The sequence below is a fragment of the Arthrobacter sp. SRS-W-1-2016 genome (assembly GCF_002009585.1).
GTDB lineage: Bacteria > Actinomycetota > Actinomycetes > Actinomycetales > Micrococcaceae > Arthrobacter > Arthrobacter bambusae_A.
Genome location: NZ_MTPV01000067.1, coordinates 285437 through 309281, shown reverse-complemented (window position 1 = coordinate 309281; position 23845 = coordinate 285437). Strand labels below are relative to the sequence as shown.

The 23845-nt window shown below is 65.8% G+C and carries 22 protein-coding genes; 13 read left to right on the top strand and 9 right to left on the bottom strand.

Annotated features, from left to right (window positions below):
• Positions 1 to 87: 87 nt before the first annotated feature.
• From BMF89_RS18625 to BMF89_RS18600, 6 genes are all read right to left on the bottom strand, one after another.
• Entirely contained in the window at positions 88 to 1245 is a 1158-nt protein-coding gene (locus BMF89_RS18625) for a cysteine desulfurase family protein (RefSeq protein WP_078108527.1), read from the bottom strand.
• A 4-nt stretch (positions 1246 to 1249) separates the two neighbouring features.
• A complete protein-coding gene (gene nadC / locus BMF89_RS18620; protein WP_078108526.1) occupies positions 1250 to 2146 on the bottom strand; it encodes a carboxylating nicotinate-nucleotide diphosphorylase in 897 nt (298 codons plus the stop codon).
• Positions 2139 to 3923 carry an L-aspartate oxidase gene (gene nadB / locus BMF89_RS18615; RefSeq protein WP_078108525.1) on the bottom strand — a complete coding sequence of 595 codons (1785 nt, stop codon included), beginning with the start codon at positions 3921 to 3923 and terminating at the stop codon, positions 2139 to 2141. Before nadB ends, nadC begins: the two co-directional genes overlap by 8 nt.
• A gap of 37 nt (positions 3924 to 3960) precedes the next feature.
• Positions 3961 to 5268, bottom strand: coding sequence for a quinolinate synthase NadA (gene nadA, locus BMF89_RS18610; RefSeq protein ID WP_078108524.1), 1308 nt, complete (start codon positions 5266 to 5268; stop codon positions 3961 to 3963).
• On the bottom strand, positions 5265 to 5975 hold the full coding sequence (locus tag BMF89_RS18605) for an NUDIX domain-containing protein (protein WP_078108561.1): 711 nt from the start codon (positions 5973 to 5975) through the stop codon (positions 5265 to 5267). The genes nadA and BMF89_RS18605 overlap by 4 nt, the downstream gene beginning before the upstream one ends.
• 101 nt (positions 5976 to 6076) lie before the next feature.
• The gene (locus BMF89_RS18600; protein ID WP_078108523.1) at positions 6077 to 6556 is read right to left on the bottom strand and encodes an Lrp/AsnC family transcriptional regulator; all 480 of its coding nucleotides are present in this window, start codon (positions 6554 to 6556) and stop codon (positions 6077 to 6079) included.
• A 176-nt stretch (positions 6557 to 6732) separates the two neighbouring features.
• On the opposite strand from BMF89_RS18600, the gene BMF89_RS18595 reads away from it, so the two are divergent.
• From BMF89_RS18595 to BMF89_RS18575, 5 genes are all read left to right on the top strand, one after another.
• Positions 6733 to 8115 carry an amino acid permease gene (locus tag BMF89_RS18595; RefSeq protein WP_078108522.1) on the top strand — a complete coding sequence of 461 codons (1383 nt, stop codon included), beginning with the start codon at positions 6733 to 6735 and terminating at the stop codon, positions 8113 to 8115.
• Between the two features lie 192 nt (positions 8116 to 8307).
• Positions 8308 to 9345 (top strand): thiamine pyrophosphate-dependent dehydrogenase E1 component subunit alpha, encoded by a 1038-nt coding sequence (locus BMF89_RS18590; protein WP_078108560.1) that lies wholly within the window; start codon positions 8308 to 8310, stop codon positions 9343 to 9345.
• Positions 9338 to 10372 (top strand): alpha-ketoacid dehydrogenase subunit beta, encoded by a 1035-nt coding sequence (locus BMF89_RS18585; RefSeq protein ID WP_078108521.1) that lies wholly within the window; start codon positions 9338 to 9340, stop codon positions 10370 to 10372. Before BMF89_RS18590 ends, BMF89_RS18585 begins: the two co-directional genes overlap by 8 nt.
• A complete protein-coding gene (locus BMF89_RS18580; RefSeq protein WP_078108520.1) occupies positions 10365 to 10694 on the top strand; it encodes a biotin/lipoyl-containing protein in 330 nt (109 codons plus the stop codon). Before BMF89_RS18585 ends, BMF89_RS18580 begins: the two co-directional genes overlap by 8 nt.
• Positions 10695 to 10698: 4 nt before the next feature.
• Positions 10699 to 11529 (top strand): alpha/beta fold hydrolase, encoded by an 831-nt coding sequence (locus tag BMF89_RS18575; RefSeq protein ID WP_078108519.1) that lies wholly within the window; start codon positions 10699 to 10701, stop codon positions 11527 to 11529.
• Positions 11530 to 11560: 31 nt separating this feature from the next.
• Here BMF89_RS18575 and BMF89_RS18570 read toward each other — a convergent pair whose 3' ends face one another.
• Positions 11561 to 12010 (bottom strand): MarR family transcriptional regulator, encoded by a 450-nt coding sequence (locus BMF89_RS18570; RefSeq protein WP_253190891.1) that lies wholly within the window; start codon positions 12008 to 12010, stop codon positions 11561 to 11563.
• Between the two features lie 46 nt (positions 12011 to 12056).
• Between BMF89_RS18570 and BMF89_RS18565 the strand changes: the two genes are divergently transcribed.
• Complete coding sequence (locus BMF89_RS18565) at positions 12057 to 12710, top strand: phosphoribosyltransferase family protein (protein ID WP_171983549.1); 654 nt, start codon at positions 12057 to 12059, stop codon at positions 12708 to 12710.
• Positions 12711 to 12749: 39 nt separating this feature from the next.
• Here the strand turns inward: BMF89_RS18565 and BMF89_RS18560 are convergent, their stop codons facing one another.
• Positions 12750 to 13556, bottom strand: a complete 807-nt coding sequence (locus BMF89_RS18560) for a BTAD domain-containing putative transcriptional regulator (protein WP_171983548.1) — start codon at positions 13554 to 13556, stop codon at positions 12750 to 12752.
• A gap of 406 nt (positions 13557 to 13962) precedes the next feature.
• Between BMF89_RS18560 and BMF89_RS18555 the strand changes: the two genes are divergently transcribed.
• From BMF89_RS18555 to BMF89_RS18530, 6 genes are read left to right on the top strand one after another with little or no spacing between them, the layout of a single operon-like run.
• Positions 13963 to 14829: a glycosyltransferase family 2 protein gene (locus BMF89_RS18555; protein ID WP_078108557.1), complete on the top strand. Its 867-nt coding sequence runs from the start codon at positions 13963 to 13965 to the stop codon at positions 14827 to 14829.
• A complete protein-coding gene (locus BMF89_RS18550; RefSeq protein ID WP_078108517.1) occupies positions 14829 to 15863 on the top strand; it encodes a glycosyltransferase family 2 protein in 1035 nt (344 codons plus the stop codon). The genes BMF89_RS18555 and BMF89_RS18550 overlap by 1 nt, the downstream gene beginning before the upstream one ends.
• Positions 15856 to 16944, top strand: coding sequence for a hypothetical protein (locus BMF89_RS18545; RefSeq protein ID WP_253190890.1), 1089 nt, complete (start codon positions 15856 to 15858; stop codon positions 16942 to 16944). The genes BMF89_RS18550 and BMF89_RS18545 overlap by 8 nt, the downstream gene beginning before the upstream one ends.
• Complete coding sequence (locus BMF89_RS18540; RefSeq protein ID WP_078108515.1) at positions 16941 to 19088, top strand: glycosyltransferase; 2148 nt, start codon at positions 16941 to 16943, stop codon at positions 19086 to 19088. The genes BMF89_RS18545 and BMF89_RS18540 overlap by 4 nt, the downstream gene beginning before the upstream one ends.
• Positions 19088 to 20983, top strand: a complete 1896-nt coding sequence (locus BMF89_RS18535) for a hypothetical protein (protein ID WP_253190889.1) — start codon at positions 19088 to 19090, stop codon at positions 20981 to 20983. The genes BMF89_RS18540 and BMF89_RS18535 overlap by 1 nt, the downstream gene beginning before the upstream one ends.
• On the top strand, positions 20973 to 21356 hold the full coding sequence (locus BMF89_RS18530) for a hypothetical protein (RefSeq protein WP_078108514.1): 384 nt from the start codon (positions 20973 to 20975) through the stop codon (positions 21354 to 21356). The genes BMF89_RS18535 and BMF89_RS18530 overlap by 11 nt, the downstream gene beginning before the upstream one ends.
• 23 nt (positions 21357 to 21379) lie before the next feature.
• Here the strand turns inward: BMF89_RS18530 and BMF89_RS18525 are convergent, their stop codons facing one another.
• Positions 21380 to 22312, bottom strand: coding sequence for a glycoside hydrolase family 16 protein (locus BMF89_RS18525; RefSeq protein WP_078108513.1), 933 nt, complete (start codon positions 22310 to 22312; stop codon positions 21380 to 21382).
• Positions 22313 to 22599: 287 nt separating this feature from the next.
• Between BMF89_RS18525 and BMF89_RS18520 the strand changes: the two genes are divergently transcribed.
• Entirely contained in the window at positions 22600 to 23808 is a 1209-nt protein-coding gene (locus BMF89_RS18520) for an alkaline phosphatase family protein (protein WP_253190888.1), read from the top strand.
• Positions 23809 to 23845 lie beyond the last annotated feature (37 nt).

Below are 23845 nucleotides of genomic sequence, written 5' to 3'. Positions count from 1 at the left end.
TCAACAGCCTCGGCTACGACGTCACGATCACTCCGGTCACCGCAGCCTGATCCACCCCTACTTTTGTATTAGTTGGGGTGGGGACGGTCAGCGGCGACCGAGCCGCTGGACGCTCCCGACGGCGGCAGCCACGGCTTCCGCGGCTTGTTCCAGTTCCACTGACGTCACCGTGGAGTCGAAGCTGAAGCGCACAGCAGTGTGGGCCACCTCCGACTCGATTCCCAAAGCCAGCAGGACCGGCGACGGAGCATCGGATCCGGCAGCGCAGGCCGAGCCGCTCGAACAGACCACGCCAAGCCGCTCAAGTTCCAGCAGGACCGACTCCCCGCTCGTGCCTGGGAAACAGAAGGACGCGACGGACGGCAAGCGTTGCGAGGGGTGGCCGGTCAGCACGGCATCCGGCACAGCCTCAAGGACAGCGTGGATGAAGGCATCACGCAACTCCGAGACACGCCCTGCCAGCGCTGACTGCCCGGCATGGGAGAGCGTCAGTGCCGTGGCCAGGGCAACGGCACCCGCGACGTTTTCGGTCCCGGAGCGCCTGCCCCGTTCCTGGCCGCCGCCATGGACCAGCGGTTCCAGGCGCAGCCTTCCCTTGGCATAAAGCACGCCGCTGCCCTTCGGCGCGCCGAGCTTGTGGCCCGAGATACTGAGGGCGTCTACTCCGAGTTCCTTGACGGCCAGGGGTAGCCAGCCTGCGGCCTGGACAGCGTCCGTGTGGAACGGCACGCCATGTTCGGCGGCCACCTCCGCGAGTTGGGCCACGGGCTGCACCGTCCCGATCTCGTTGTTCGCATACATGATGCTGACGAGTGCCGTCTCCGGGGTCAGGGCGGCCCGGAGCGCCTCGGCCGTCACCACGCCGTGCCGGTCCACGGGGACCACGTCCACTTCGAAGCCGTGGACGCGTTGCAGGTAGAGCGCGGATTCCTCGACGGCGGGGTGCTCGATGGCGCTGGTGACGATGCGATTCAGGGCAGGATCCGCCGCACGCCTCGCGAGCGCGATTCCTTTCACCGCCAGGTTGTCTGCCTCGGTGCCACCGGAGGTGAAGGTGATCTCCCCCGGCCGGCAACCCAGGACCTTCGCGACCGTCGCGCGGGCCCCGGACAACGCGTTCGCGGCTGCTTCGCCGAGGCTGTGATGACTCGAGGGATTGCCGAACTCCCCCGTCAGATACGGCCACATCGCTTCGAGGACTTCCCTGCGGACGGGTGTGGTCGCCGCGGCGTCGAGGAAGATCATGGCGTCAGCCGAGCGCCGGGGACAGGTCCGGTGTCACGTCGAGCGTCACGTCCAGGCCGAGGTCCAGCGCGTTGACGCTGTGCGTGAGTCCGCCGATGGAAATGACATCGACTCCGGCTGCGGCGATGTCCGCCACGGTGTTGACGTTGACATTGCCGCTCGCCTCGACGACGGCGCGGCCAGCCACCTGCTTCACGCCGGCGCGGAGCTCCTCCAGGGAGAAGTTGTCCAGCATGATCGTGTCGACGCCGGCCGCCAGCACGGGTTCGATCTGCTCGGCGCTGTCCACTTCCACTTCGAAGTGCGTAGTGTGGCCCAGCTGGGCTTTCGCGGCCTTGAGCAATGCGGTGAGCTTGGCGGAATCGCCACCGGTCATCACGGCCAGGTGGTTGTCCTTGGCCAGGACGGCGTCGGACAGGCTATAGCGGTGGTTGGCTCCCCCGCCGCACCGCACGGCGTAGCGTTCCAACACCCGCAGTCCGGGGGTTGTCTTCCGCGTGTCCGTGATGCGCGCCTTGGTGCCGTCGACCAATGCGACGAATTCCGCGGTCTTCGTCGCGATGGCGCTCATGCGCTGGGCCAGGTTGAGCCCGACGCGTTCGGCGAGCAGCACCGAGCGGGCGCGACCGCTGACCCGCGCGAGATGGGTGCCGGCGTCGAACGCTTCACCGTCCGCGAGCAAGAGCTCCACTTCGGTGTCCGGGTCGACGAGCAGCATGGCATCACGGAACACCGTTCCTCCGCTGAAGACCCCCGGAACCCGGGCGTTGAGCACCGCGGTGGCGCGGGCCTCGGCGGGAATGAGCAACTGCGAGGTGATGTCGCCACTCGGCGCGTCCTCCGCGAAAGCCCGCTCCAGAATGTCCCGGACGGGTGCTGCGGGGAGGGTCAGGCTAGTCATGGACGAGGCTCGCTTTCCGGCGGATCGTGTATCTCTGGACAATTTCTTCGCGCCGGGTTTCGACTGCGTCACTCCGATAGTGCGCCCCGAGCGACCCCCGCCGCGCCCCCGCAGCCCGCACCAACAACTGCGCGGCAAGGAGCAAATTGGCATCCTCATGAACCACGGAATCCACCGAGTCCGGCACATTCTCAGGAAGCACGACGTCGGCCCATGCCTCGAGTGCCTCAGCAGCCTCCCGGAGCAACCCCCCGGTCCGCAGCACCCCCGCCTTGGCCGTCATGAGCCGCCGAAGCGCGGCCCTGGAGAAGGGCTCAGGGACAAGCTCGGGTTGCCACGCGGTGAGGCGACCTTCGTCTGACGGTGTCCCGGCAGCGTGCGTAAAAGCGAGGCCGCCCGCGGCCGTGGGCCCACGCGATCCGGGTTCCCTGGCCGAGCTTGCGAGGTTAGGGAGATCGTGGGGAGCACGCAGAGGGATGCCGTCAGGCGACGCCAAAGGCGACCCGGCGTCGGGGTCTGCAAGGAAAGCCTCGACAGCCCGCCGCCCGAACACGAGCCCTTCGAGCAAGGAGTTACTCGCCAAGCGGTTCGCGCCTTGGACTCCGGTGCACGCTACTTCGCCCGCAGCGAGCAAACCAGGAACGGACGTGCGGCCGAACAGGTCGGTGACTACGCCCCCCATCCAGTAGTGGGCGGCAGGGGCAACAGGAACCGGCTCGAGGGTCCAGTCGATCCCGGCTTCACGGGTCCGGGCGCTGAGGGTGGGGAAGCGCTTCTCAAGGAAACCCACCCCTTTGCTCGCTTCCACCCCACGGGCGTCTAGGAAGACGTGCCCGTTCGGATCGCCAAGCGAGGCCAGGTGGAGGGCGATGCTGCGGGAGACGACGTCGCGCGGTGCCAGTTCGGCGTCGGGGTGATAGCGCGGCATGAACCGCTCGCCCTGCGCGTCCACCAGGATGGCGCCTTCACCGCGGACGGCTTCGGAGATGAGAAGCGGATCGGCGCCGAGGTGGGCTGGTCCTCCCGCAGCGGAGGGGACCATGCTCGTGGGGTGGAACTGGAAGAACTCCAGGTCTGCGAGCTCGGCGCCTGCCCTCCAGGCGAGCGCGAGTCCGTCAGCCGTTGCCACGGAGGGGTTGGTGGTTTGTGCAAACAGCTGCCCCGCGCCACCGGTTGCCAGCAGCACGGCATCGCCGAGGACGCTCTCAACGCGGCCGTGGCGCAGGAATTCAACGCCCGTTACCCGCCCCTCGGACTGGATCAGGGACGTGGCCTGGGCATGTCCGAGCACCTGGATTGTCCCGGTGTCCTGCGCGTCAAGGACGGCGAGGATGAGCGCGTTCGCGACCCCGGCACCGGTGGCGTCTCCGCCGGTGTGCAGGATCCTCGGCGCGGAGTGGGCGGCTTCGAGCCCCAAGGCGGGATCGCCGTCGTCGTCCGCGTCGAAACGGACACCGAAACGCTCCAGCCCTCTGATGTCGAGGCGCGCTTCAGTGCACAGCACCCGCACGGCCTCCTCGTTGCAGTGGCCCGCGCCGGCCTTGAGGGTATCTGCGATGTGCGTTGCGACGGTGTCGCCGGGGGCTGGCTCCTCCAACACTGCCGAAATCCCGCCTTGGGCGAAGAAGGTATTGCTGTCCGCGAGCGCGCCCTTGCTCAGCAGGACGACCTCCGCACCGGCCTCGGCGGCCAGCAGCGCGGAGTAAAGACCGGCGATGCCGCTTCCGACGACGACGAGTCGCCGCGCCGGAGCGCCGGGAATGCGTTCTGCAGTCATGAGAGGCTCGATTCGACTGGTTGGTACCGGGGGTGGCCTAGAGCGGCCGTGCTGCGAGCATGCGTTCGAGGGCGATCTTGGCGTTGTCCTTGACCGAGTCGTCCACGGTGATGCGGTTGACGACGCGGCCTTCCACCAGTTCCTCGAGCACCCACGCGAGGTAGCCGGGGTGGATGCGGTACATCGTGGAGCAAGGGCAGATCACCGGGTCGAGGCAGAAGATGGTGTGTTGCGGGTTCTCCGCGGCCAGGCGGTTCACCATGTTGATCTCGGTGCCGATCGCGAAGGTGGTGGGCTCGGTTGCGGCGGCGATGGCCTTCTTGATGAAGTCGGTAGAGCCCGCGCCGTCCGCGGCGTCGACAACTTCCATGGGGCACTCGGGGTGCACAATGACGTTCACGCCCGGGAATTCGGCACGGGCCTTCTCGATCTGGCCGACGTTGAAGCGCTTGTGGACGGAGCAGAAACCGTGCCAGAGGATGACGCGGGAATCCAGCAGGGTCTGATCGTCGTTTCCGCCGAGTTCCTTGCGCGGGTTCCACATCGGCATCTGCTCCAGCGGCACGCCGAGGGCCTTGGCCGTGTTGCGGCCCAGGTGCTGATCCGGGAAGAAGAGGACCCTCTGGCCACGTTCGAAGGCCCATTCGAGCACCGTCTTGGCATTCGAGGACGTGCAGACGATGCCGCCGTTGCGTCCGCAGAAGGCCTTCAATGCGGCCGATGAATTCATGTAGGTTACCGGGATGACCGGGGCACGGCCTTCGGAATCGGGGGAGGTACCGAAGAGCTCCTCGAGCTGCTCCCAGCATTCCTCCACCGAGTCTTCGTCCGCCATGTCCGCCATGGAGCAGCCGGCGGCCAGGTTCGGCAGAATCACGGCCTGGTCCTCGCTGGACAGGATGTCGGCAGTCTCTGCCATGAAGTGCACGCCGCAGAAGATGATGGCCTCGGCGTCGGGCTTGGTCAGGGCGGCGTTGGCGAGCTGGAAGGAGTCGCCCACGAAGTCCGCGTACTGGACAACTTCATCGCGCTGGTAGAAGTGGCCGAGGATGACTGCCCGGTCCCCCAGGGTCTCCTTGGCGGCGCGGATCCGGGCGTCCAGCTCGGCGTCGCTGGCCACCTTGTACTCTTCCGGCAACTGGCCTTGGCGGGGCGTTGCCTTCGGAGCGTCGTCGGAACTGGAAGCGCCCGGGCCATAGGCCGGAATGCCTGCGAGGGCTTCGGCGAGGTCGTACTCCCACGGACCTTCCGCCAGAGCGGGGCTGCACGTCGAGCCGGCCGCGGAACGGCCGCTTTCGGCTTCTTCCCGCGTGATCAGCTGGATAGCTGTGTTGACGCTGCTCATGGTGTACTCCTGTTGTCTGGCCCGAGTCCGGGCGTGCCGGTGAAGCGGTAGAGGCGGGGCGGGCGATGTTTCCCGCCCTGGAGGTATTCACCGGTTTCCTCGATTTCCGGTGTTCCCTTGATTTGCCGGCGGAAGTTCGCCGGATCCAGCTGGCGATCCAGGACAGCCTCGTAGACTTCGCGGACCTGTGCCAAGGTGAAGAATTCACCCAGCAAGTGATAGGCGATGGACCCATATGCCATCTTGTTGCGCAGCCGCCACAAGGCGTAGTCCACGATTGCGTTGTGGTCGAAGGCCAATGCAGCGAGCCGGTCCGCGCGAAACCAGCGGACATTCTCGGATTCGTCGGCCAGGGCGGCTTCCGTGGGCTGCACCAAGGCCCAGTACACAATCGACACGACCCGCTGGGCGGGCGAACGGTGGAGGCCGCCGAAAGCGTAGAGCTGCTCGAGGTAGTGGGGAGCCAGCCCCGTGGTCTCGCGCAGGTTCCGGGAAGCGGCATCCTGGAGGGATTCGTCGTGCTGCAGCGGGCCGCCGGGTAACGCCCACATGTCCTTGAACGGTTCGCGGATGCGGCGCACCAGTGGCAGCCACAGCGTGGGGCGGCCGGAGCTTTCGCTCGGGCGGAGGGCGAAGATCACCGTCGATATGGCCAACGACGGCGGCGCGAGCCTGCGCTCTGCGACATTGGCGGAGGGGGCGTACACGGTTTTCACCCCGCTTCTTTGCCGTAGGGACCAGAAAATTAGTTATAGTCAAAATGACTAGAACTAATGGTACGACTGTCAGCGGACAGTGTCCAAATGTTTCAGCCGGCAGTCTCCTTGGCCGCAGCTTCCAGGAGCGGCAAGGTGCGGCCTTGGAAATGGGTATTCAGCACAATCACCGACGACGAACGGAGCACGGTCTTGGTGGCAATGAGCTTGTCCAGCACGCGCTGCAGGTCCGAGTTCGACTTGCCCACCACACGCACCATAAGGTCCGAACTGCCGGAAACGGTATGGACCTCGATGAGCTCGGGAATGGCGGCCAGGGCTTCGACGACCGCGTCGTGCCCCAAGTCCTGATTGATGGTGAGCGAGCAGAAAGCGACCACGGGATAGCCGAAGCCGGCGGGATCGGGCTGCGGAACCCACGGAGCCACCACCCCGCGCTCGGCCATCCGGTCCAGCCGGGACTGGACCGTGGCGCGGGCGACCTTCAAGACCCTGGATGCCTCGAGGACAGACGCCCGCGGGGAGTCGGTGAAAAATCGGACAATCTTGGCATCCAGCTCGTCGACAACCATCAGTTTTTCCCACTTCCGCCCATGAGCTATACAAATCGGCACTCCATGCCCAGATGTTGCACCAGCTTGTAACCATCATCTCACGAGTGTTTTTCGCCACTTTCCTTCGGAAGCGGTAAATTCGATAAGTCCTACGAGGACCAGCTGACAAACCATCCACAAGAAGGCAAACACGAATGACAACGAAGTCCACCGCTGTTCGACCCGCCATTCCTTCGCACGGCCTCGGCCACTCGATGAAGCCGCGCCAGCTCACCATGATGGGCCTCGGCAGCGCGATCGGCGCGGGTCTTTTCCTCGGCTCGGGCGCCGGAATCCACGCAGCAGGCCCGGCGGTACTCATCTCCTACCTTGTGGCGGGAACCCTGATCATCATCGTGATGTGGGCGCTGGGCGAGATGGCGGCCGCCAATCCCAACAGCGGCGCATTCTCCGTCTACGCGGAAAAGGCCATGGGCAAGACGGCAGGGTCCACCGTCGGCTGGCTTTGGTGGCTGCAGCTGGTAGTGGTCATCGCCGCGGAGGCACTCGGCGCAGCAGGATTGCTGTCTTCCGTCTGGCCGGTCATTCCCGTATGGGCGCTTGCTCTGGTCTTCATGGTGGCCTTCACCGCGATCAACCTCGCCGGGGTCCGGAACTTCGGTGAATTCGAATTCTGGTTCGCCATCCTGAAGGTCGCAGCCATCGTGGCCTTCCTCGTCATCGGCGCAGCCTTGCTGTTCGGCTGGCTGCCCGGCGCAACTTCACCTGGACTTGGAAACCTCACGGGCAACTTTGCACCGTCAGGCTGGTCCGGAATCGCCGCGGCGCTCTTCGTGGTGATCTTCGCCTTCGGCGGCACCGAAATCGTGAGCGTAGCTGCCGCGGAAACGCAGAATCCCGCACACAGCGTCGGCAAGGCCATCCGCACGGTGGTGTGGCGCATCCTGGTTTTCTACATCGGTTCCGTCTTCGTCATCGCCGCAGTCCTTCCCTCCGACTCCGACGGCTTGAAGTCGCCGTTCGCCGGTGTCCTGGACCTTGCCGGCATCCCGGGAGCCGGCACGGCCATCACCCTCGTTGCCGTCGTGGCGCTGCTTTCCGCGCTCAACGCGAATCTCTACGGTGCCTCGCGCATGGTCTTCTCTTTGTCTGAGCGCGGCGAAGCTCCGGCCTTCCTGTCGCGGCTGCGCGGCGCCCAGGTGCCCATGGCCGCCGTCGGGGTTTCCGTTGCGTTCGGCTTCATTGCCACCATCCTGGAACTGCTGTTTCCCGACCACGTGCTTCCGGCATTGCTCAACCTCGTGGGTTCCACGTGCCTCGTGGTCTGGGGAACGGCGCTCGTGTCGCAGTTCATCCTGCGCCGCCGCGCCGACCGCGAAGGAACCGAACTGCCGCTTCGCATGAAAGGCTTCCCGTTCCTCACCGTGTTCGGCCTGGCGCTGCTTGCCTTGATCTTCGCGGTGGGCTTCTCGAATGCCGAGAGCGCCGGCCAGCTGATCGGCACGTTCCTGCTGATCGCGTGCATCGCCGTGGCATGCCGGATCGGTGCCAAGGCCAAGTCCGCACGAAACGCCTAAGCAAACCCAACTAGCTCGCAGTTGTTGTCGTTATGAGGGCTCATAACGACAACAACTGCGAGCTAGTTGGGTGAGCCGGAACGTGCACAAACTGTAAAGCGTTCCTGCAGAACCGCCGGCAGTTCATGGCAGTTTGACTAGGGCTGAATAGGCGGATTGCCTACAATCAAAACAGTGACTACGGTCACGTCCATGGACTCACTTCTTCCCGTCGTGGCCGCAGCCGACGCCGCGCCCCTGTCCCCCGGACAGCTCAGGGAGCTCTATTCCCTGATGGCTGCCGTTCGATACCTCGATACTTCCGCCGTCGCCTGGCAGCGGCAGGGAATCATCCCCGGCTACGCTCCCGAACTCGGCCAGGAAGCCGCCCAGGTCGGCAGCGCCTATGCCCTCGACACTGCGCGTGACTTCGCCTTTCCGACGTACCGCGAGATGGGCGTCGCCCGGACCATGGGCGTGGACATGGTGGCGTACATGTCCACCCACAAGGCAACGTGGCACGGCGGCATGTACGATCCCGTTGCTAGCCGCCTCGCGCCCATCCAGGCCGTGGTGGCGGGCTCGGTGCTCCACGCCGTCGGCTGGGCCCACGGCCAGACCCTCAGCGGGGAAGACGGAGTGGCCCTCAGCTACTTCGGCGACGGCGCGTCCTCCCAAGGCGACGTCCATGAGGCCATGAACTTTGCCGCCGTGATGAAGGCACCTGTTGTCTTCTTCATCCAGAACAACGGCTGGGCGATATCCGTGCCCACCGAACGGCAAGTTGCCGGCGGCTCGGTGGCTGCACGCGCCGCGGGCTACGGGATCCCGGGCATCCAAGTGGACGGCAACGATGTGGTCGCCGTCCATGAGGCCACCCGCAACGCCTTCGCCCACTGCCGCGCAGGAAACGGTCCGGTGGTAGTCGAGGCCATGACCTACCGCCGCGGGCCGCATTCAACCGCCGACGACCCCGGCCGGTACCGCAGCCTCGACGACGAGCGCATCGACGCCGGCACGGACCCTCTGGAACGCCTCCGCGAGCGCTTGCTCGCAGAGGGCGTAGCCGACGAGGCATTCTTCACCGCCGCGAACCAGGCCGCCCGGGCAGAGGAAGAAGCGATCCGTGCCGGAATCGAAGCGCTTGGCCCCCGGCCCGGCAACGAGATGTTCGATTTCGTCTTCCAGGAAACCACCCCCGCCCTTGAAAACCAGGCCACCCGTTGGCGCGAGGAGTCCGAACATGTCTGAGAGCACCACCGCCATCCTTGAAACCGCGGCGGCTACCGAGACCCAATCCGTCAAGCTTTCCATGCAACAGGCGCTCAATCGCGCGTTGGACGAGATCCTCTCGAACGATCCCAAAACGGTGGTCTTCGGCGAGGACTGCGGCCAGTTGGGCGGAGTCTTCCGCATCACCGACGGGCTGCAGGCCAAGCACGGCGGATCCCGGGTCTTTGACACGCCGCTCGCGGAATCGGGCATCCTGGGCATGTCCGTGGGCCTGGCCATGGCCGGCTTCCACCCGATCCCGGAAGTTCAGTTCGACGGCTTCGCGTATCCCGCCATCAACCAGATCGTGTGCCAGATCGCCCGGATGAACTACCGCAGCCGCGGCACCTTGCCGATGCCCATCACGCTCCGTGTGCCCAGTTTCGGCGGCATCCGCGCCCCCGAACACCACGGGGAAAGCCTCGAGGCACTCTTCGCGCACGTTCCGGGCCTCAAGGTGGTCTCACCGTCGGACCCGCACGATGCCTATCACCTGCTCAAGTACGCGGCCTCGCGGCCTGACCCGGTGATCTTCATGGAACCGAAGTCCCGGTACTGGCAAAAGGGCGACGTCGGCACCTCCGACGGCGGTACCCTCACCGGCGCCCGCGTAGTCCGGCCCGGCCGCCACCTGACGCTCGTGGCCTGGGGTGCCATGGTTGCCCGGTGCCTGCAGGTTGCCGAACTCGCCGCGGAAGACGGAATCGACGTCGAGGTCCTCGATCTGCGCTGGCTCAAGCCGATCGACGCCGAAGCACTGGCGACGTCCGTCGGGAAGACGCGGCGCGCCGTCGTCGTGCACGAAGCTCCGCTGACGTCCGGACTGGGAGCCGAAGTGGCCCAGCTGATCACGCAAAGCTGCTTCGACACGCTCAAGGCGCCCGTCGAACGCGTCACCGGCTTTGACGTGCCGTATCCCTCCGGCGACCTGGAGGACGAATACATTCCGAACATTGACCGCATCCTCCTGGGGATCCAACGAGTACTGGAGTATCGACGTGGCTGAAATCAGCTTCCCCCTGCCCGATCTTGGCGAAGGGCTCATCGAAGCCACCGTGCTGGACTGGCTCGTCTCCCCCGGCGACCAGGTGGAACGGAACCAGCCGCTCGTGGAACTGGAAACGAGCAAATCCGCCCTCGAGTTGCCGAGCCCGCAGGCGGGTAAAGTGATCCGTATCCACGGCGCGCCGGGCGAGACCATCAACGTCGGCGAGCCGCTGGTGGTGTTCGAGGTGCCGGACAATACTGCCGGCATCGTGGGCACCGTTCCCCAGGATGACGCACCGAAGCGCCGGGTCCGCCTGAGCGCCGTACTTGATGAGGACTGACACCATGAGCGGCAGGCACACGGAAGAGCACATCCACACGGTGGAAGGGACAGACCCGCACCTGTTCGTGGAAGTCCATGAGCCTGCCGAAGGCACCGACGCCGGGTTGCGCCCTGTCCTGCTGTTGCACGGTTTCTCCTCTTCGACCAAGCTCAATTGGGGCGACACGGGCTGGATCTCGACCCTCAAGTCCGCCGGCCGGCGGGTCATCACGGTGGACCTTCCCGGGCACGGCCAGAGCAGTTCGCCCGAGGACCTGGACTCCTACTCCCCGAGCCGGATCCGCGCGGACCTGCTCCAGATAGTCGCCGACGCCGGTGCGCGCCCTGTGCGCGCCGGCGACCCTGCCAGCGGTCTCGACGTGATCGGCTATTCCTTGGGCTCCCGGCTCGCCTGGGAATTCGGGGCGACCCAGCCCGAACTCGTGCACCGGCTGGTGTTGGGCGGCCCGAACAAGGAAGACCCGCTGGCGTCCTTCGATCTCGCGGCGGCCCAGCGCTACCTCGCGGACGGCACACCCATTGAAGACGAGTCCACGGCAGGGTTGCTGAAGATGGCGCAACTCTTGCCGAGCAACGACCTTTTTGCGCTCTTGTCGCTCATCGAAGCGATCAAGGGTGAACCGTTCGATCCGGCCGAAGCCGTCCCCCACATGCCGATGCTCCTGGTGGCCGGCGATAAGGACGAACGCGCCGTCACGATGCCGGAACTCGCGTCCATCGCTGCCCGCGCCGGCGGCATGGTTGAACAGCTGCTTGTCCCGGGGCGGAACCACAGCAACGCCGTGACGAGCCGCGTGTTCAAGGACGCCGCGGTCGCGTTCCTCGGTGTCTAGGTAGGCGTCTACGTGGATGCGGAGCGGCTGACTAGCCCTCCAGCCGCTCCGCATTGAGCGTCATTCGTTCCAGCACGCTGACGGCCATGGCGTATTCGTCGATACCGATCCCCATCGAGAGGTCCTGGCGCGCCTCTTCCACGAATCTTTGCGCTTGCGCGTGCTTCGCGTGGCCCAGTTCGCTGAGGCTGATGCGGCTGTCCACCATGATGATCATGCCGCGGCCCACCATCGCGGCGAGTTCATTTTCGCGACGCCGTGTGTCGCCGCCCCAGAAGGGGTTGAGTGTTCTGTCAAGGTCCTCGGGGCTGAGTGGTGCCTCTGCCAGGACATTGAGGGTCTGCCACTGCCTCCGGCTGAGTTTCAACCTCGCCAAGGTGCTGTCCAAATGCGCCTCCAATGCGGCATCCAGGCGTTTGGTCCAGTAACCGATCGGCTTGTTCACATGGCCCATCGTGGCAGCGCCGAGCGGTCCCGGCAAGAAAGGTAGGCTTGATTCAGCGCTGGATGACGTGGAAGTGGGACGAATGGGCATGCGCTTCAAGGACCGCGCGGACGCCGGACGCCGCGTGGCAGCGGGGCTTCCGCAGCTCCGGCAACGGCCGGACACCGTCCTGTTGGGCCTCGCCCGCGGCGGGGTTCCGGTGGCAGCCGCTGCCGCCGTCGAGCTCTACCAGCCGTACGGCGCCGTCCTGGTGCGCAAGCTCGGCATCCCGGGGCGTGAAGAAACAGCGTTCGGCGCGCTCGCGTGGTCCAACGGCAGGATCGTGCGCATCCTCAACCGGCCCCTCGCGGAACGCATGTTGCGGCACGGAATCACCCAGGCGTCGCTGGACGCGGTGGAGGCACGCGAGCGCGGAGAACTCCTCCGGCGTGTGAAGACCTACCCCGGCATCAACTTCGATCTCTCGGGCAAGACTGTGGTCCTTGTCGACGACGGACTCGCGACGGGCGCCACGATGCGCGCCGCCGTCGAGGCCGTGCGCGCGGGAGGGGCGGCGACTGTGGTTGCCGCCGTTCCGGTGTCATCCCTCGAAGCCCAGGCGTCCATCAGCAGGGTGTGCGATTTCATGATGTGCGTGCACACGCCGGGCAAGTTCCACGCCGTCGGCGCGTTCTACGAGCACTTCGAGCAATTGACCGACGACGACGCGGTGCGGCTTTTGGAGCGGGCTGGGTAGTTCCAACCGTTGGACACAGGCGTTCGACGACCGACCTGACTACGCCGTCGGCCGCCGGTTCGTCATCACGTTGTGGCTCGAGGGCAATACCTGGGTAAACGGGAGGCCCCCGACGGCGTTTTGACGGCCGCTCGCCCCGACGGCATGGCGGATGAGCTTGGCGAGGGACGGGGACGGGCCCACACCGAATTCCTGCCTCAGCTCCGCGGAATAGCTCTTGTAGGTGCGAAGGGCCGAGACAAGGTCGCCGGTGGCGAGGTGTGCCTGGATCAACAACTGGTACGAAGACTCCCGGAATGGTTCAAGGGAGATTGCCACAGTGGTGGCGGCCTTGCTTTCCTCGGCGTTTCCCTGGCTGAGATGGAACGCGGCGATGGAGTCGAGGGCTGCGGTCCGCACTGCGCGGAAGCGTTCCTGTTCGGCCAGGATCCAGTCCTCGTACCATCCCGGAAGAAGCTCCGCCGTCCGCAGCCGTTCCCACCTGGGGTACGAATCGCTCAGCTCGGACGCCGGGGCGTGAAGCTCGCGCTCGAGTTCGGTGACATCAACGAGAACCTGCTCGCTGAGAGCCACCGAGACTTCCGTGGTTCCGTCGGCATCAAGCAAGCCGGGGAGCTCGTGGTTGATGTGCCAGATACTCACCCTGAGGCCGACCGCAGCCTGGGCATCGGATGAGTCGGGCCAGAGAAGCCCGGAGAGGAACGTGCGCGGCCGCTCGCCGAGGAGGGCCAGCGCGGTGATAAGGCGTTGCTGCCGGTGCGCTACTTTCTGGCGCCGGCCATCCCTGCTCAGTGTCCAACCATTGAGCAAGGTCAAGGACCACTGAGGGTCTGGTGATGAAACCACGTCTCGTACCCCAATCGAACGTCGGATTCCTGGTGGGCAAAACGGTACGTCGTCAGACACTAGTCAGCGTTCACCGGCCCGGTCACGAGTGGCCACTACTTGAATCAAGGATCCCTAACGAATGCCCTACTTACTCGTAATGGAATTTGTCCCCGCTTCGTCGGAAGGCACCTGACCGAAGCGACCACAGCAAACCCACGCCTGCGTGTAACGGTGCTGTAACGGGTTCGGTCCCATGCTCATCCGAACATGCTCCTGACCTGGCGCATGTAAACGGCGAGCGAAATCGAGGTGCGGCCGTGAACAATCCAGGCCCCCTTTTCCGGCGACCGTGCACAAGCGGCCGCCGTGTGCTTCCCAGCAGGTGTTCCACAATCGTGCAGCTGAACGGACGGGGGTGAAGGCGATGTCCATTGGACAATTGGAGCCTTCCAGCGGCAGGGCACCAACCGCTTCGGCCCAAGGGACTTCGCTCCCGGCGGCTTCGATCAGCGTGGTGATTCCCACTTTGAACGAGGCATTGAATCTGCCGTGGGTGCTCAGACGGATGCCGTCGTACGTGGACGAAGTCATCATCGTGGACGGCCGGTCCGAGGACCTTACTGTGGATGTGGCTCGCGCGCTCCGCTTCGACGTCGTCGTGGTGAACGAGCTGCATGCCGGCAAGGGCGCCGCCATGCGGGCAGGCTTCGCCGCCGCTACCGGGGACATCATCGTCATGCTCGACGCGGACGGCAGCATGGATCCGAGGGAGATCGGTTGGTTCGTTTCTCCCCTGCAGCACGACCACGACTTCGTCAAGGGCTCCCGTTACGTCACCGGCGGCGGATCCGATGACTTGACGCGTTTGCGCAACCTGGGCAACCGGGCGCTCACGGGGCTCGCGAACAAAGCCTTGCACTGTAACTTCTCGGATCTTTGCTACGGATACATCGCTTTCCGCAGGGAGTGCCTTGAGGTCCTGGAACTGAAGTCCGACGGTTTCGAAATCGAGACGGAGTTGGTGTCCCGCGCGGCACGGGCCGGGCTTCGGATCGCTGAGGTGCCAAGCCACGAGTTGTCCCGTATTTCGGGCAATTCACATCTGCAGACCTTCCGGGACGGCTGGCGGGTCCTGCGCACACTGACCCGTGAGTGCGTCGGTTGGGACGCGCCGACGGCGGGGGTACGGCCGGAGGCACTCCGACGCGTCAAGTACCGGTACCCGGACATGAGGCTCCCCCATGTTCCCACCGACCCGAAAACGGTCCTGGCGATGCTGGCGGACGGCTGATGCCCGGCGGTGCCGCCGGCTGGCCAAGCGTCAGCGTGGTGATCTGTTGCTTCACCGAAGCCCGGTGGGAGTTGTTGCTCCGCGGGATCGCCTCGGTCCAGTCCCAAACGTTCCGGCCGGAACAGGTTGTCGTCGTCGTCGACCACAACGAGGACCTGTACCGGCGATTGGGACTGTACCGGCGGCTGACGGGCGCGCTTCTTGGAGTCGAAGTGGTGGAGAACTCCGGGCCGCGGGGTCTTTCCGGCGCCCGCAACACCGGGGTGAAGGCGGCGACCGGTGACATTGTGGCCTTCCTCGACGACGACGCCGAAGCCGCCCCGGACTGGCTGGCCCGGCTTGTCCTGTTCTATGACGATCCGGACGTGTTGGCGGTCGGTGGCCGGGTTGAACCCGTGTGGGAATCAGGCAGGCCGGCGCACTTTCCCGAAGAGCTGGATTGGATTGTCGGGTGTACCTATAAGGGCTTGCCCAGGGTCGCGGCGCAGGTTCGTAACGTGATCGGGGCGAACATGTCCTTCCGCTGCGATGTCTTTGAGCGCGTCGGCGGGTTCAATGCGTCCCTTGGCCGGCAAGGCGGCCGCCCGCTTGGATGCGAGGAAACCGAATTGTGCCTGCGGGCGTCCATCGGCGCGCCGGGAACCCGGGTGGTTTACGAGCCGGCAGCCGTGGTCCGCCACCATGTGCCGGCTGCGCGCGGCACCCTGCGCTACATGCTGGCGAGAGCCTGGTCTGAAGGTGTTTCGAAGGCCCAGGTGACACGACTCCTCGGCCGTGGCGAAATCCTTGGACCGGAACGCCGATACGTCCGCCGGGTGCTGCCGCGAGCTGTCCTTGCCGGACTACGCTCGTGCACGCGCGACGGCGACATGGGAGGACTGGCCAGAGCCGGAGTGATTGTGGCGGTTCTGGCTGTCACCGCGATCGGCTATCTGCAGAGCCTGTGGGAAACGTCATCGCCCCAAGTGCGGGTGTCCGGCTCCGTTTTGTACCGGCTTATTCGCGACACCAGTGGAGGCAGGCCCAGTGATTAACCAGCAGATTGCCTCGTCACCGGCAGTTGTCTTTGACGTCCACGGACGTGTCGCCATCAGGGTCGCCCATGGCACCCCTGGCGAGGCGCAGCTACGTGACATGCTGGCCCCGTTCCTGGGCCCTTCGACGTCCCCCCTGCAATTGGACATCAGCGGCGGCGTCAGCCCGGTTCCCTCGCAATCCCATGCCGAAGACGCCTACCGGTATACAGACGATTCATTGTTCCTCCCGGAGGACCGGGTCCAGGTGACCCGAACCGACAACGGATTCGTGATCGAAGGGGCGGGCGAGCTGCTCACGGCAGTCGTGCCGTTGTTGGACCACTTGTGCATCCGGCAGGATACCGCGATGGTCCACGCGGCGATGGTGAACTATCGGGGCGCGGGCATCCTGATGCCCGCATGGGGCGGCGTCGGGAAGACAAGTACAGTCGCGAAACTCCTGGCCATGCCGGAGGTCGGCTTCATGGCCGATGACTGGGGATTCATCACTGCGGAGGGGACGCTCCTGTCCTACGCGAAACCGATGTTCATCAAACCCCACCACCGGCCAATCTATCCGGACTTGTTCCAGGGAGTCCGCAAGCCGCTCGCGCCCGGCTGGTTGACGTCCACGATCAGCGGCGTGGCCACCGCTGTACACCCTGTCATCGTCCGGTATCCACGCACTGCCGCGTTCACCCGGCGGTGGTCACCCGAGCACAGGATGGTCCACCCGGAACAGGTATTCGGCGCAGGGAAGATCGTTCCCCGGGCGCCTGCGCGGATCGCCGTCTTCCTCGAACGTTTCGACGGAGCGGAAGCCAGGTTGGAACGCCGGACAGAGGCCTGGATGGCCGCCCGCATTGTCGGCAACTTCCATTCGGAATTGCCTTTGGTTTCTCGGCGACTCATCGAGGCCCTGGGGGCCACTGGCCTCGTGCCATTGGGCGAGCACTTCTCCGCGAAAACCTCCGTGGTCACCAGGGCGCTGGGTGACGTTCCGTGCTTCGTGCTGCGCCTTCCGGTGGCGTGGTCCGCGGACCAGACCTCGGACTACGTCGCGGGCACGGTCACCTCCTTGGTGGATGGCGGGCCGTGAGCGGGAACGAGGACGCCGGCAGCGTCCTGGACGTCTCTGTGGTGATCCCGGCCCGTAACGCCGCCAACTGGCTCGCCGAATGCCTGGAGTCCGTCTTTGACCAGAACCCCCGCGAGGTGATCGTCATCGACGGATGTTCGCATGACGCCACCGTGCAGATAGCCCGTTCGTACGGGGCACGCGTCATCTCCGACGAGGGGCGCGGACTACCGGCGGCGCGGATGCTCGGTGCCAGGGCCGCGCACGCCGACCTTGTCGCTCTCATCGACGCCGACGTGATCGTGCCCCCTGGCGTTCTGGAGAACCTGATGAAGGAGTTCCAGGCGGGCGGCTTCGACGGCTTGCAATTCGGACTGGTGAGCGAGCCCGACGGCGCGGGCTACTGGGGTGCCGCCCTCGCCTGGCACCATAACCACAGCAGGGTCCGCTCCTGGTTCGGCGTCAGCGCCACCCTCATGCGCCGCAGCGTGCTCCTGGACGCCGGATTCGATGAAAGCTTCCGGTCCGGCGAAGACATAGAACTCCGGATCCGGCTCGAGGCCGGTGGATACCGCCTCGGCGTCTCGCCCACCACCTTCGTCAGGCACCGGTTCGCTGACAGCTTCGAATACGCCCGCGACCAATGGCTTCAGGACGGCGCCGGTTTGGCGCGCACGATGCACAAGCACCCGCGCCGCGCCGCCTGGCTGGTATTCCTGCCCCTGCTCGCGACGGCCCGCGGGGTCCTTCTCTCCTTGGCCACCGCTCCCCGATACCTCCCCTATTGGGCCGGCTTCGTCCTCTACAACTACGGGGCTTTTGGCAGCACCTTGCTGCGACTCCCCAGGCACGGACTGTCCCTCGGTGGGAACGCCGTGTGGCTCGCGGCGGCCCGCATTGCGCCAATGGCGGCCGGGCTGCTGTTCTGGGCCCTCGCCGCCGTCGTGATTCCTGCCGACCGCCTGGGGCTGGCCTCGGCTGTGGTCGCAGCCACCATGCTGACCGTGCAACTGGGCATGCTCGGCGTCGGCCCGGCCACGCTGTCCGTGCTTCCCGCCCAAGCCGACCAGGGCCGGACCCTGATTCCGGCAAGCGTCGCCGCCGTGAGCCTTTCGTCGCTCCTCATGGCCACCGGCTTGCTCGTCGTGACCTCTTTCCAGAGATCCGGCGTCGGCACCGCGTGGACGAATCCCGTGATGAGCGCCGCCTTTTTCGCCGCGGCGCTCCTCGCCGCCGTCGCATACCAGTTCGACCACATCGCCGTCGCCCAGGCACGGGCGGATCGCGCGTTGACGCGTAGTCTCGTGCAGGCCCTGTTCCAGCTCGGCACCCTCGCCGTCTGCCTGTTCGCTGGCTACCGGGATCCTTCCGCCATCGTCGTTGCCGTGGCCATGGGTGCCTTGGCGAGCGTGCTCCTCGGCCTGCGCCAGCTCGGACGCACAGACACCGCCCTGGAGTGGACGCAAGCGAACTGGCGCGAAGTGGTGAAAGTCTGGGGTCCGGGCCTTCGCCAGCACGCGCTGATGCTTGCCGACCGCGCGCCGGGCTACGTCCTCCCGCTCGTCGTTGCGGCGGCGCTGAACACCTCGGCCGCAGCGGCCTGGTACGTCGTCTGGATGCTGGCTTCAGCGATCTTTTTCGTGCCCCAATCGGCTGGCTATTCACTCCAGACCGCTATTGCTGCCGACACGTCCGATCCTCGCGTTCCTTCACCTCCGGGCCTGGTCCGGAGGGCTTTGCAGATGAGCCTCTTCCTCACCGGGCTTGCCGGGGTGTTGCTGCTGGCGGCCGGCTCCCTGCTGCTGCCGTTGTTGGGGTCCGGCTACGCCTCGGCGTGGGTGCTGCTGCCGTTCCTCGTCCCGGCGCTGATGTTCACTTGCGTCACACAGGTCTATTACGGAGTGTGCCGTTCCACCGGGCGTTTGGCTGAAGCCACGGTGGTCGCGATTGCCGCATGCGTCCTCGCGGTGGCACCTGCTCCCGCAGTCGCCCAGCACTTTGGCCTCACGGGAGTGTCCGTGCTCTGGTTGGTCTCCCAACTGGGAGCAGCCGTGGTCGCCGGCGGCCGCTTGCACCGTTTCTCACGGGGCCACGGAGCCGCCCGGACCAGACGGAATATCGGGCGCACTTCCGCGTCGCCTGCGCACGGAGTACCGGCACCGTAATGGCCGTACAAGCCCCTTGGAGTGTCTCTTCCACCCGCTTGCACCGATCCGACGTCGGGACGTTGCCCCGCGTCGTCTCCGGCCCGAAGCGCCTCCATCCCGCCCAACATCGGGCCGAGCGCGGTGACCCGCGGATTCCGGGTGCCCTCGCGGTGATGGCGGCAACTGCCTTGATCCTGGGGGTGTGGGCGCTCAAAACAGTGAACGCCCAGGACATTGGCGGTGCCGGCCTGATCCAGGTCCTGCCTCCCAGCTATTTTTTTGCCCTGGGCCTGAGCCTCGCCGGGTTCGTCGGTTCCCTCGGCCTCAAGGTTCTTCGCCCGTGGCTGCTCGTCGTTCAGCTTCTGGTGTTGATTGTCGTCTTGCACGGGGCCGACCCGATCATCCATGGCCTGCCCCGTTTGGAAGCCAGCTACCGCCACTTGGGCATCACGGATTACATCACGCAAACCGGAGGACTGGACCGGAAGCTGGACGCTTACTTCAACTGGCCCGGGTTTTTCGGGCTGCTGGCGATGCTCTCGAATACCACCGGAGTCCATGACCTGACCTGGGTTGCCACGTGGGCGCCGGTCGGCGTCAACGTCCTGTTCATGCCTGCCCTGCTGGCGCTGGCCTTGCGCCTTGGCTCCAGTCCCAGGCAAGCATGGGCCGCCGTGTGGCTGTTCTACCTGGCCAGCTGGGTGGGGCAGGACTACCTCTCCCCACAGGCTTGCGCCTTGCTGCTGCTGCTGACCTTGATCGCCTGTGTCCTGACGGTTTTCCCCGGTTGGCCGTGGAAGCCGGAGGGCAAACCCGCCGGCCGGCTCAGGAATCTTGTCCGTCGACTCGAACCAGGCAAACCGGCGCCGATACCAGGCGAATTGCCGGGGTCTGCCTTCATCATCTTGGCCGCAGTGTGCGTAGTGCTGCTGGCCGGGATGACGGTTGCCCATCAGCTCACTCCCTTTGCCGCGATCCCCATCCTGGCATTGCTCGCCCTGAGCGGAAGGTGCCGGCTGCGCTTCCTTCCGGTCCTTGCGCTGCTGCTTCCGGTCTGCTGGCTGGTCCTGGCCGCCACCCCTTTCCTCATCGGCCACCTGCACACGCTCTTCGGGTCCATCGGCAACATCAACGCCGCCGCTTCAGCCTCGTTGCTCAACAGGGTGGGCGGTAGTCCGGCCCACCAGTTCATCGTCTACTCCCGGCTCGCGGAGGGAGCCCTGGTCTGGGTCCTCGCCGGACTAGGCAGCCTCCGCGGGCGACGGCTGCGGAGGCCGTGGCTGGCTGCCGCACTGGGCACCGTGGCGCCCTTCGTCATGTTCCCGCTCCAGTCGTATGGCGGCGAGCTGCTGCTCCGGATCTATCTCTTCAGCCTTCCGTTCGCCGCGAGCCTGGTCGTGCTTCCGCTGCTTCCCCGTGGCCCGAGTCCGCCCGGACTGCGCCGGATGGGCGCACTCCTGCTGCTCGGATCGATCATCGCCACGGGCACAGTCGCCACCCGGTATGGCAATGATGCCATCGAGAATTTCACCCCGGATGAGATCGCCCTCGTCAATCAGCTGTACGCCACCGCCCCGCATGGCTCGGTCCTCATCGAGGCCGTTCACGACACGGCCTGGCGGTATGCGCACTACGCCGGATACCGGTACCAAACGGTCCTCCCAGCGGAGCCGGCACGCCCTGGCGACCCGCAGCCCGGCTGCTTGTCGATAACCCAGCTCGTCCCGTCCGCGGGCGCCTACTTGATCGTCACTGCAAGCCAGGTCAGCGCAGCCGGTGTTCTCAACACGGGGCCGAGCGAGGGCTTGCAACACTTCATCGACAGGTGCGCCCTCCAGGGAGGCTGGTCGCTGGAGTCCCGCAATGCCGGCGGTGTGGTCTACCACCTGCAAGGAGCACCGAATGGCATCTAGGCACCGGAGCGTCGCGACGATCGGCGCGGTAGTGGCGGTTGTGGCGGTGGCGTCGATTCCTCTGTCCTTCACCGGCCCTGAGGGACTTCGCCTTGCTGTTATTGGACCGTTCCTGCTCGCCGGCCCGGGAACGGCCCTCGTCTTGTTCCTGAAACCCCGGCGCATCCGAAAAGGAACCGGATTCGAGATGCTCCCGTTGGCCGTGGCGATAGCGGTGAGCTTCAGCCTTGCCTTGGCCATCCTGCTCTCGACGGCGATGCTTTACGCCGGTTTCTGGCATCCATCGGCGGCTGTATCCGGCTTGGCCGTGCTCACCCTGGGCCTGCTCGTTGCCGTGGACCGACGGTCGCGGCGAGAGGAACCGGCGCCATAACGAACGTGGTGCGGACAGTGGGCCTACGCTTTCGCCCAGATTGCCACCCAGGCCACCTGCAGGTGCCCGGACGTTGCCGGCGCGGGGCAGCCGGTCAGGCAGGATTCGGTTTGGAGGATGTAATGCATCGGCTTGTCGGGGATGCCGACCGTGCTGACACCGATCGAGACGCCATCGAGGAAGAACTCAACGCGCCCGGGCGTCCATTCGGTGGTCGCGGTATGCCATGCCGTGAACCGGGCACCGGACGGGTTTTCATGGAAGATGTTCTTGTCCGAGCCAGCCTGGTGGACTGCGCCGTAAAAGGACTTGGACAGATCGCCTTCGGGGTAGTCGATCTCTCCGTCACGCGGCCAGACTCCGCTATCGGGCCACAACAGCCACGCCGTCTTGAAACCCCGCAATGCCTCGGACCTGAACCGCACCGAATACCGTCCGTACAACAGGCTGTCGTACGGACGCCCGTTGGCAGGGTGCAGCTTCGGCGCGGGTGCCGCACCCATCGAGACACCCTTCTCGCTGTGCAGGTACATGTCGAGCATCCCATCCTTGACGCTGAGCACTTTCGATGGGTAGTAGCCCGACTTGCCGCCGCTTTGCTGACCGGCCGTGTCCGGTGTCCCGTCGGCGTAGTTGACACTCCACTTGGCGTTGTACGCGGGCCCGGGGAAACTCCCCAGCGGAACGTCCCCTTCGCTGAAGTCTTCAGTGAATACCTGCCGCCACCCGGGCAGGTCCCCCACGGGCATTTGTCCCGTCGCCTGGGACTGCCCTGCGCCGGCCCCCGCCGTCGACGTTCCGGCCGACCGGCTTGCGCCCGGCGACGCCGGGCCGCCCGGGGGTCCGGCGACACACCCGGAGAGGACGAGCGCCAAGGAAGCGACGAGAACGATCGGGATGCCCGCACGGCGCGCAGTCTTGAAATTCCTGCTGTTTCGCCGCTCGTCCACGTGCATGGGAGCCAGTGTGGCGGCAAACCCACGCCGATACAAGGCCCGCCCTCTTCGTCCATGATCGGGACGTGGAGCGGCAGCATCCATTGCCTCGGCTGCGAATTCACAGCGAACCCGAAGCCGGTAACCATGGCCCCGTTGGACATAGTGTGCAAAAGTGTCCGAACCCGAACGCTTCCGCGATACCTGCTACCGCCAAGACGAGGCGTGACCTTTCGGCGCGGACCCGCCGGCATGCCGGCCAAGTCTGCCGCCCGGGATCGGCAGATTCGTGGAGGAAGCAGGATCAGATGAAACTCAAAATGACATCCGGCAGAAGAGTCCCGGGCCGCGTCCGTCCGCAGCACCGCCGTCCCCCGGCTGAGCGCGTCGTCCTGGTTGCCGCGCTCTTGGTGGTCAGCACGGCTTGCCAAGGTCCGTCGGGTGACCGAACACCGGCCCCCGGTCCGAGCACCACCGCCACTACCGGCTCGTCCACGGTCCCGACGTCGGCGGCCCCGTCGCCCACCGACAGCCCCCTGCCGACGGCCGCGGCAGCGGGGAAGATCGGGCACGTCTTCGTGATCAATCTGGAAAACCAGAGCTACGAGAAAACCTGGGGCCCGTACTCGGCAGCCCCCTACCTCTCCCAGACCCTGCGCAGCCAGGGCGTCCTCCTGACCCAGTACTACGGCGTCGCCCACCATTCCAACCCCAACTATCTCGCCCAGATCTCCGGACAGGCATCCAACCCGATGACGCGCAATGACTGCACGACGTATGCCCCGTTCGTCCAGACTGGAACCGCGGACCCGGGCCAGGTGCTCGGATCGGGCTGCGTTTACCCCGCTTCAGTCCCGACGCTCGCCGGGCAACTCAGCAACGCCGGGAAAACCTGGAAGGGATACATGGAAGACATGGGCACGGCGTGCCGCCACCCGAACCCGGGTGCCAAGGACAATTCCCAGAACGCCAAAATCAATGACCAGTACGCCACCCGCCACAATCCCTTCGTCTATTTCGCCAGCGTCACGTCCTCCACCGACTGCCAAAACAACGTCGTGGACTACTCCAACCTCGCGAAGGACCTGCAGTCTGCCGCCACCACCCCGAACCTGACTTACATCAGCCCCAACCTTTGCCACGACGGCCACGACAGCCCCTGCGTCGACGGACAGCCCGGCGGGCTGGAGAGCGCCGACGCCTGGCTCAAGGAACAAGTCCCGGCGATCCTCAACTCACCGGCCTACAGGCAGGACGGCGCGCTCGTCATCACCTTCGACGAGGCGGACGGTAACGCAACCGGCCCCTCGGGCCTGCCGGGGGGAACAGCCGGAGGACTTATCGGCGCGCTGGTGCTGTCTCCATTCAGCAGTCCAGGCACCACGAGCGGGACGATGTACAACCATTACAGCCTTCTCGCCACCATGGAGGACATCTTCGCCGTTCCCCGTCTCGGATATGCCGGAGCACCCGGGCTGCGGAGTTTCGGGCGGGACGTGTTCAACACCCAACTTTGACCTTGCGGAGAAACCGCACCGGCCAGCACTGCAATCC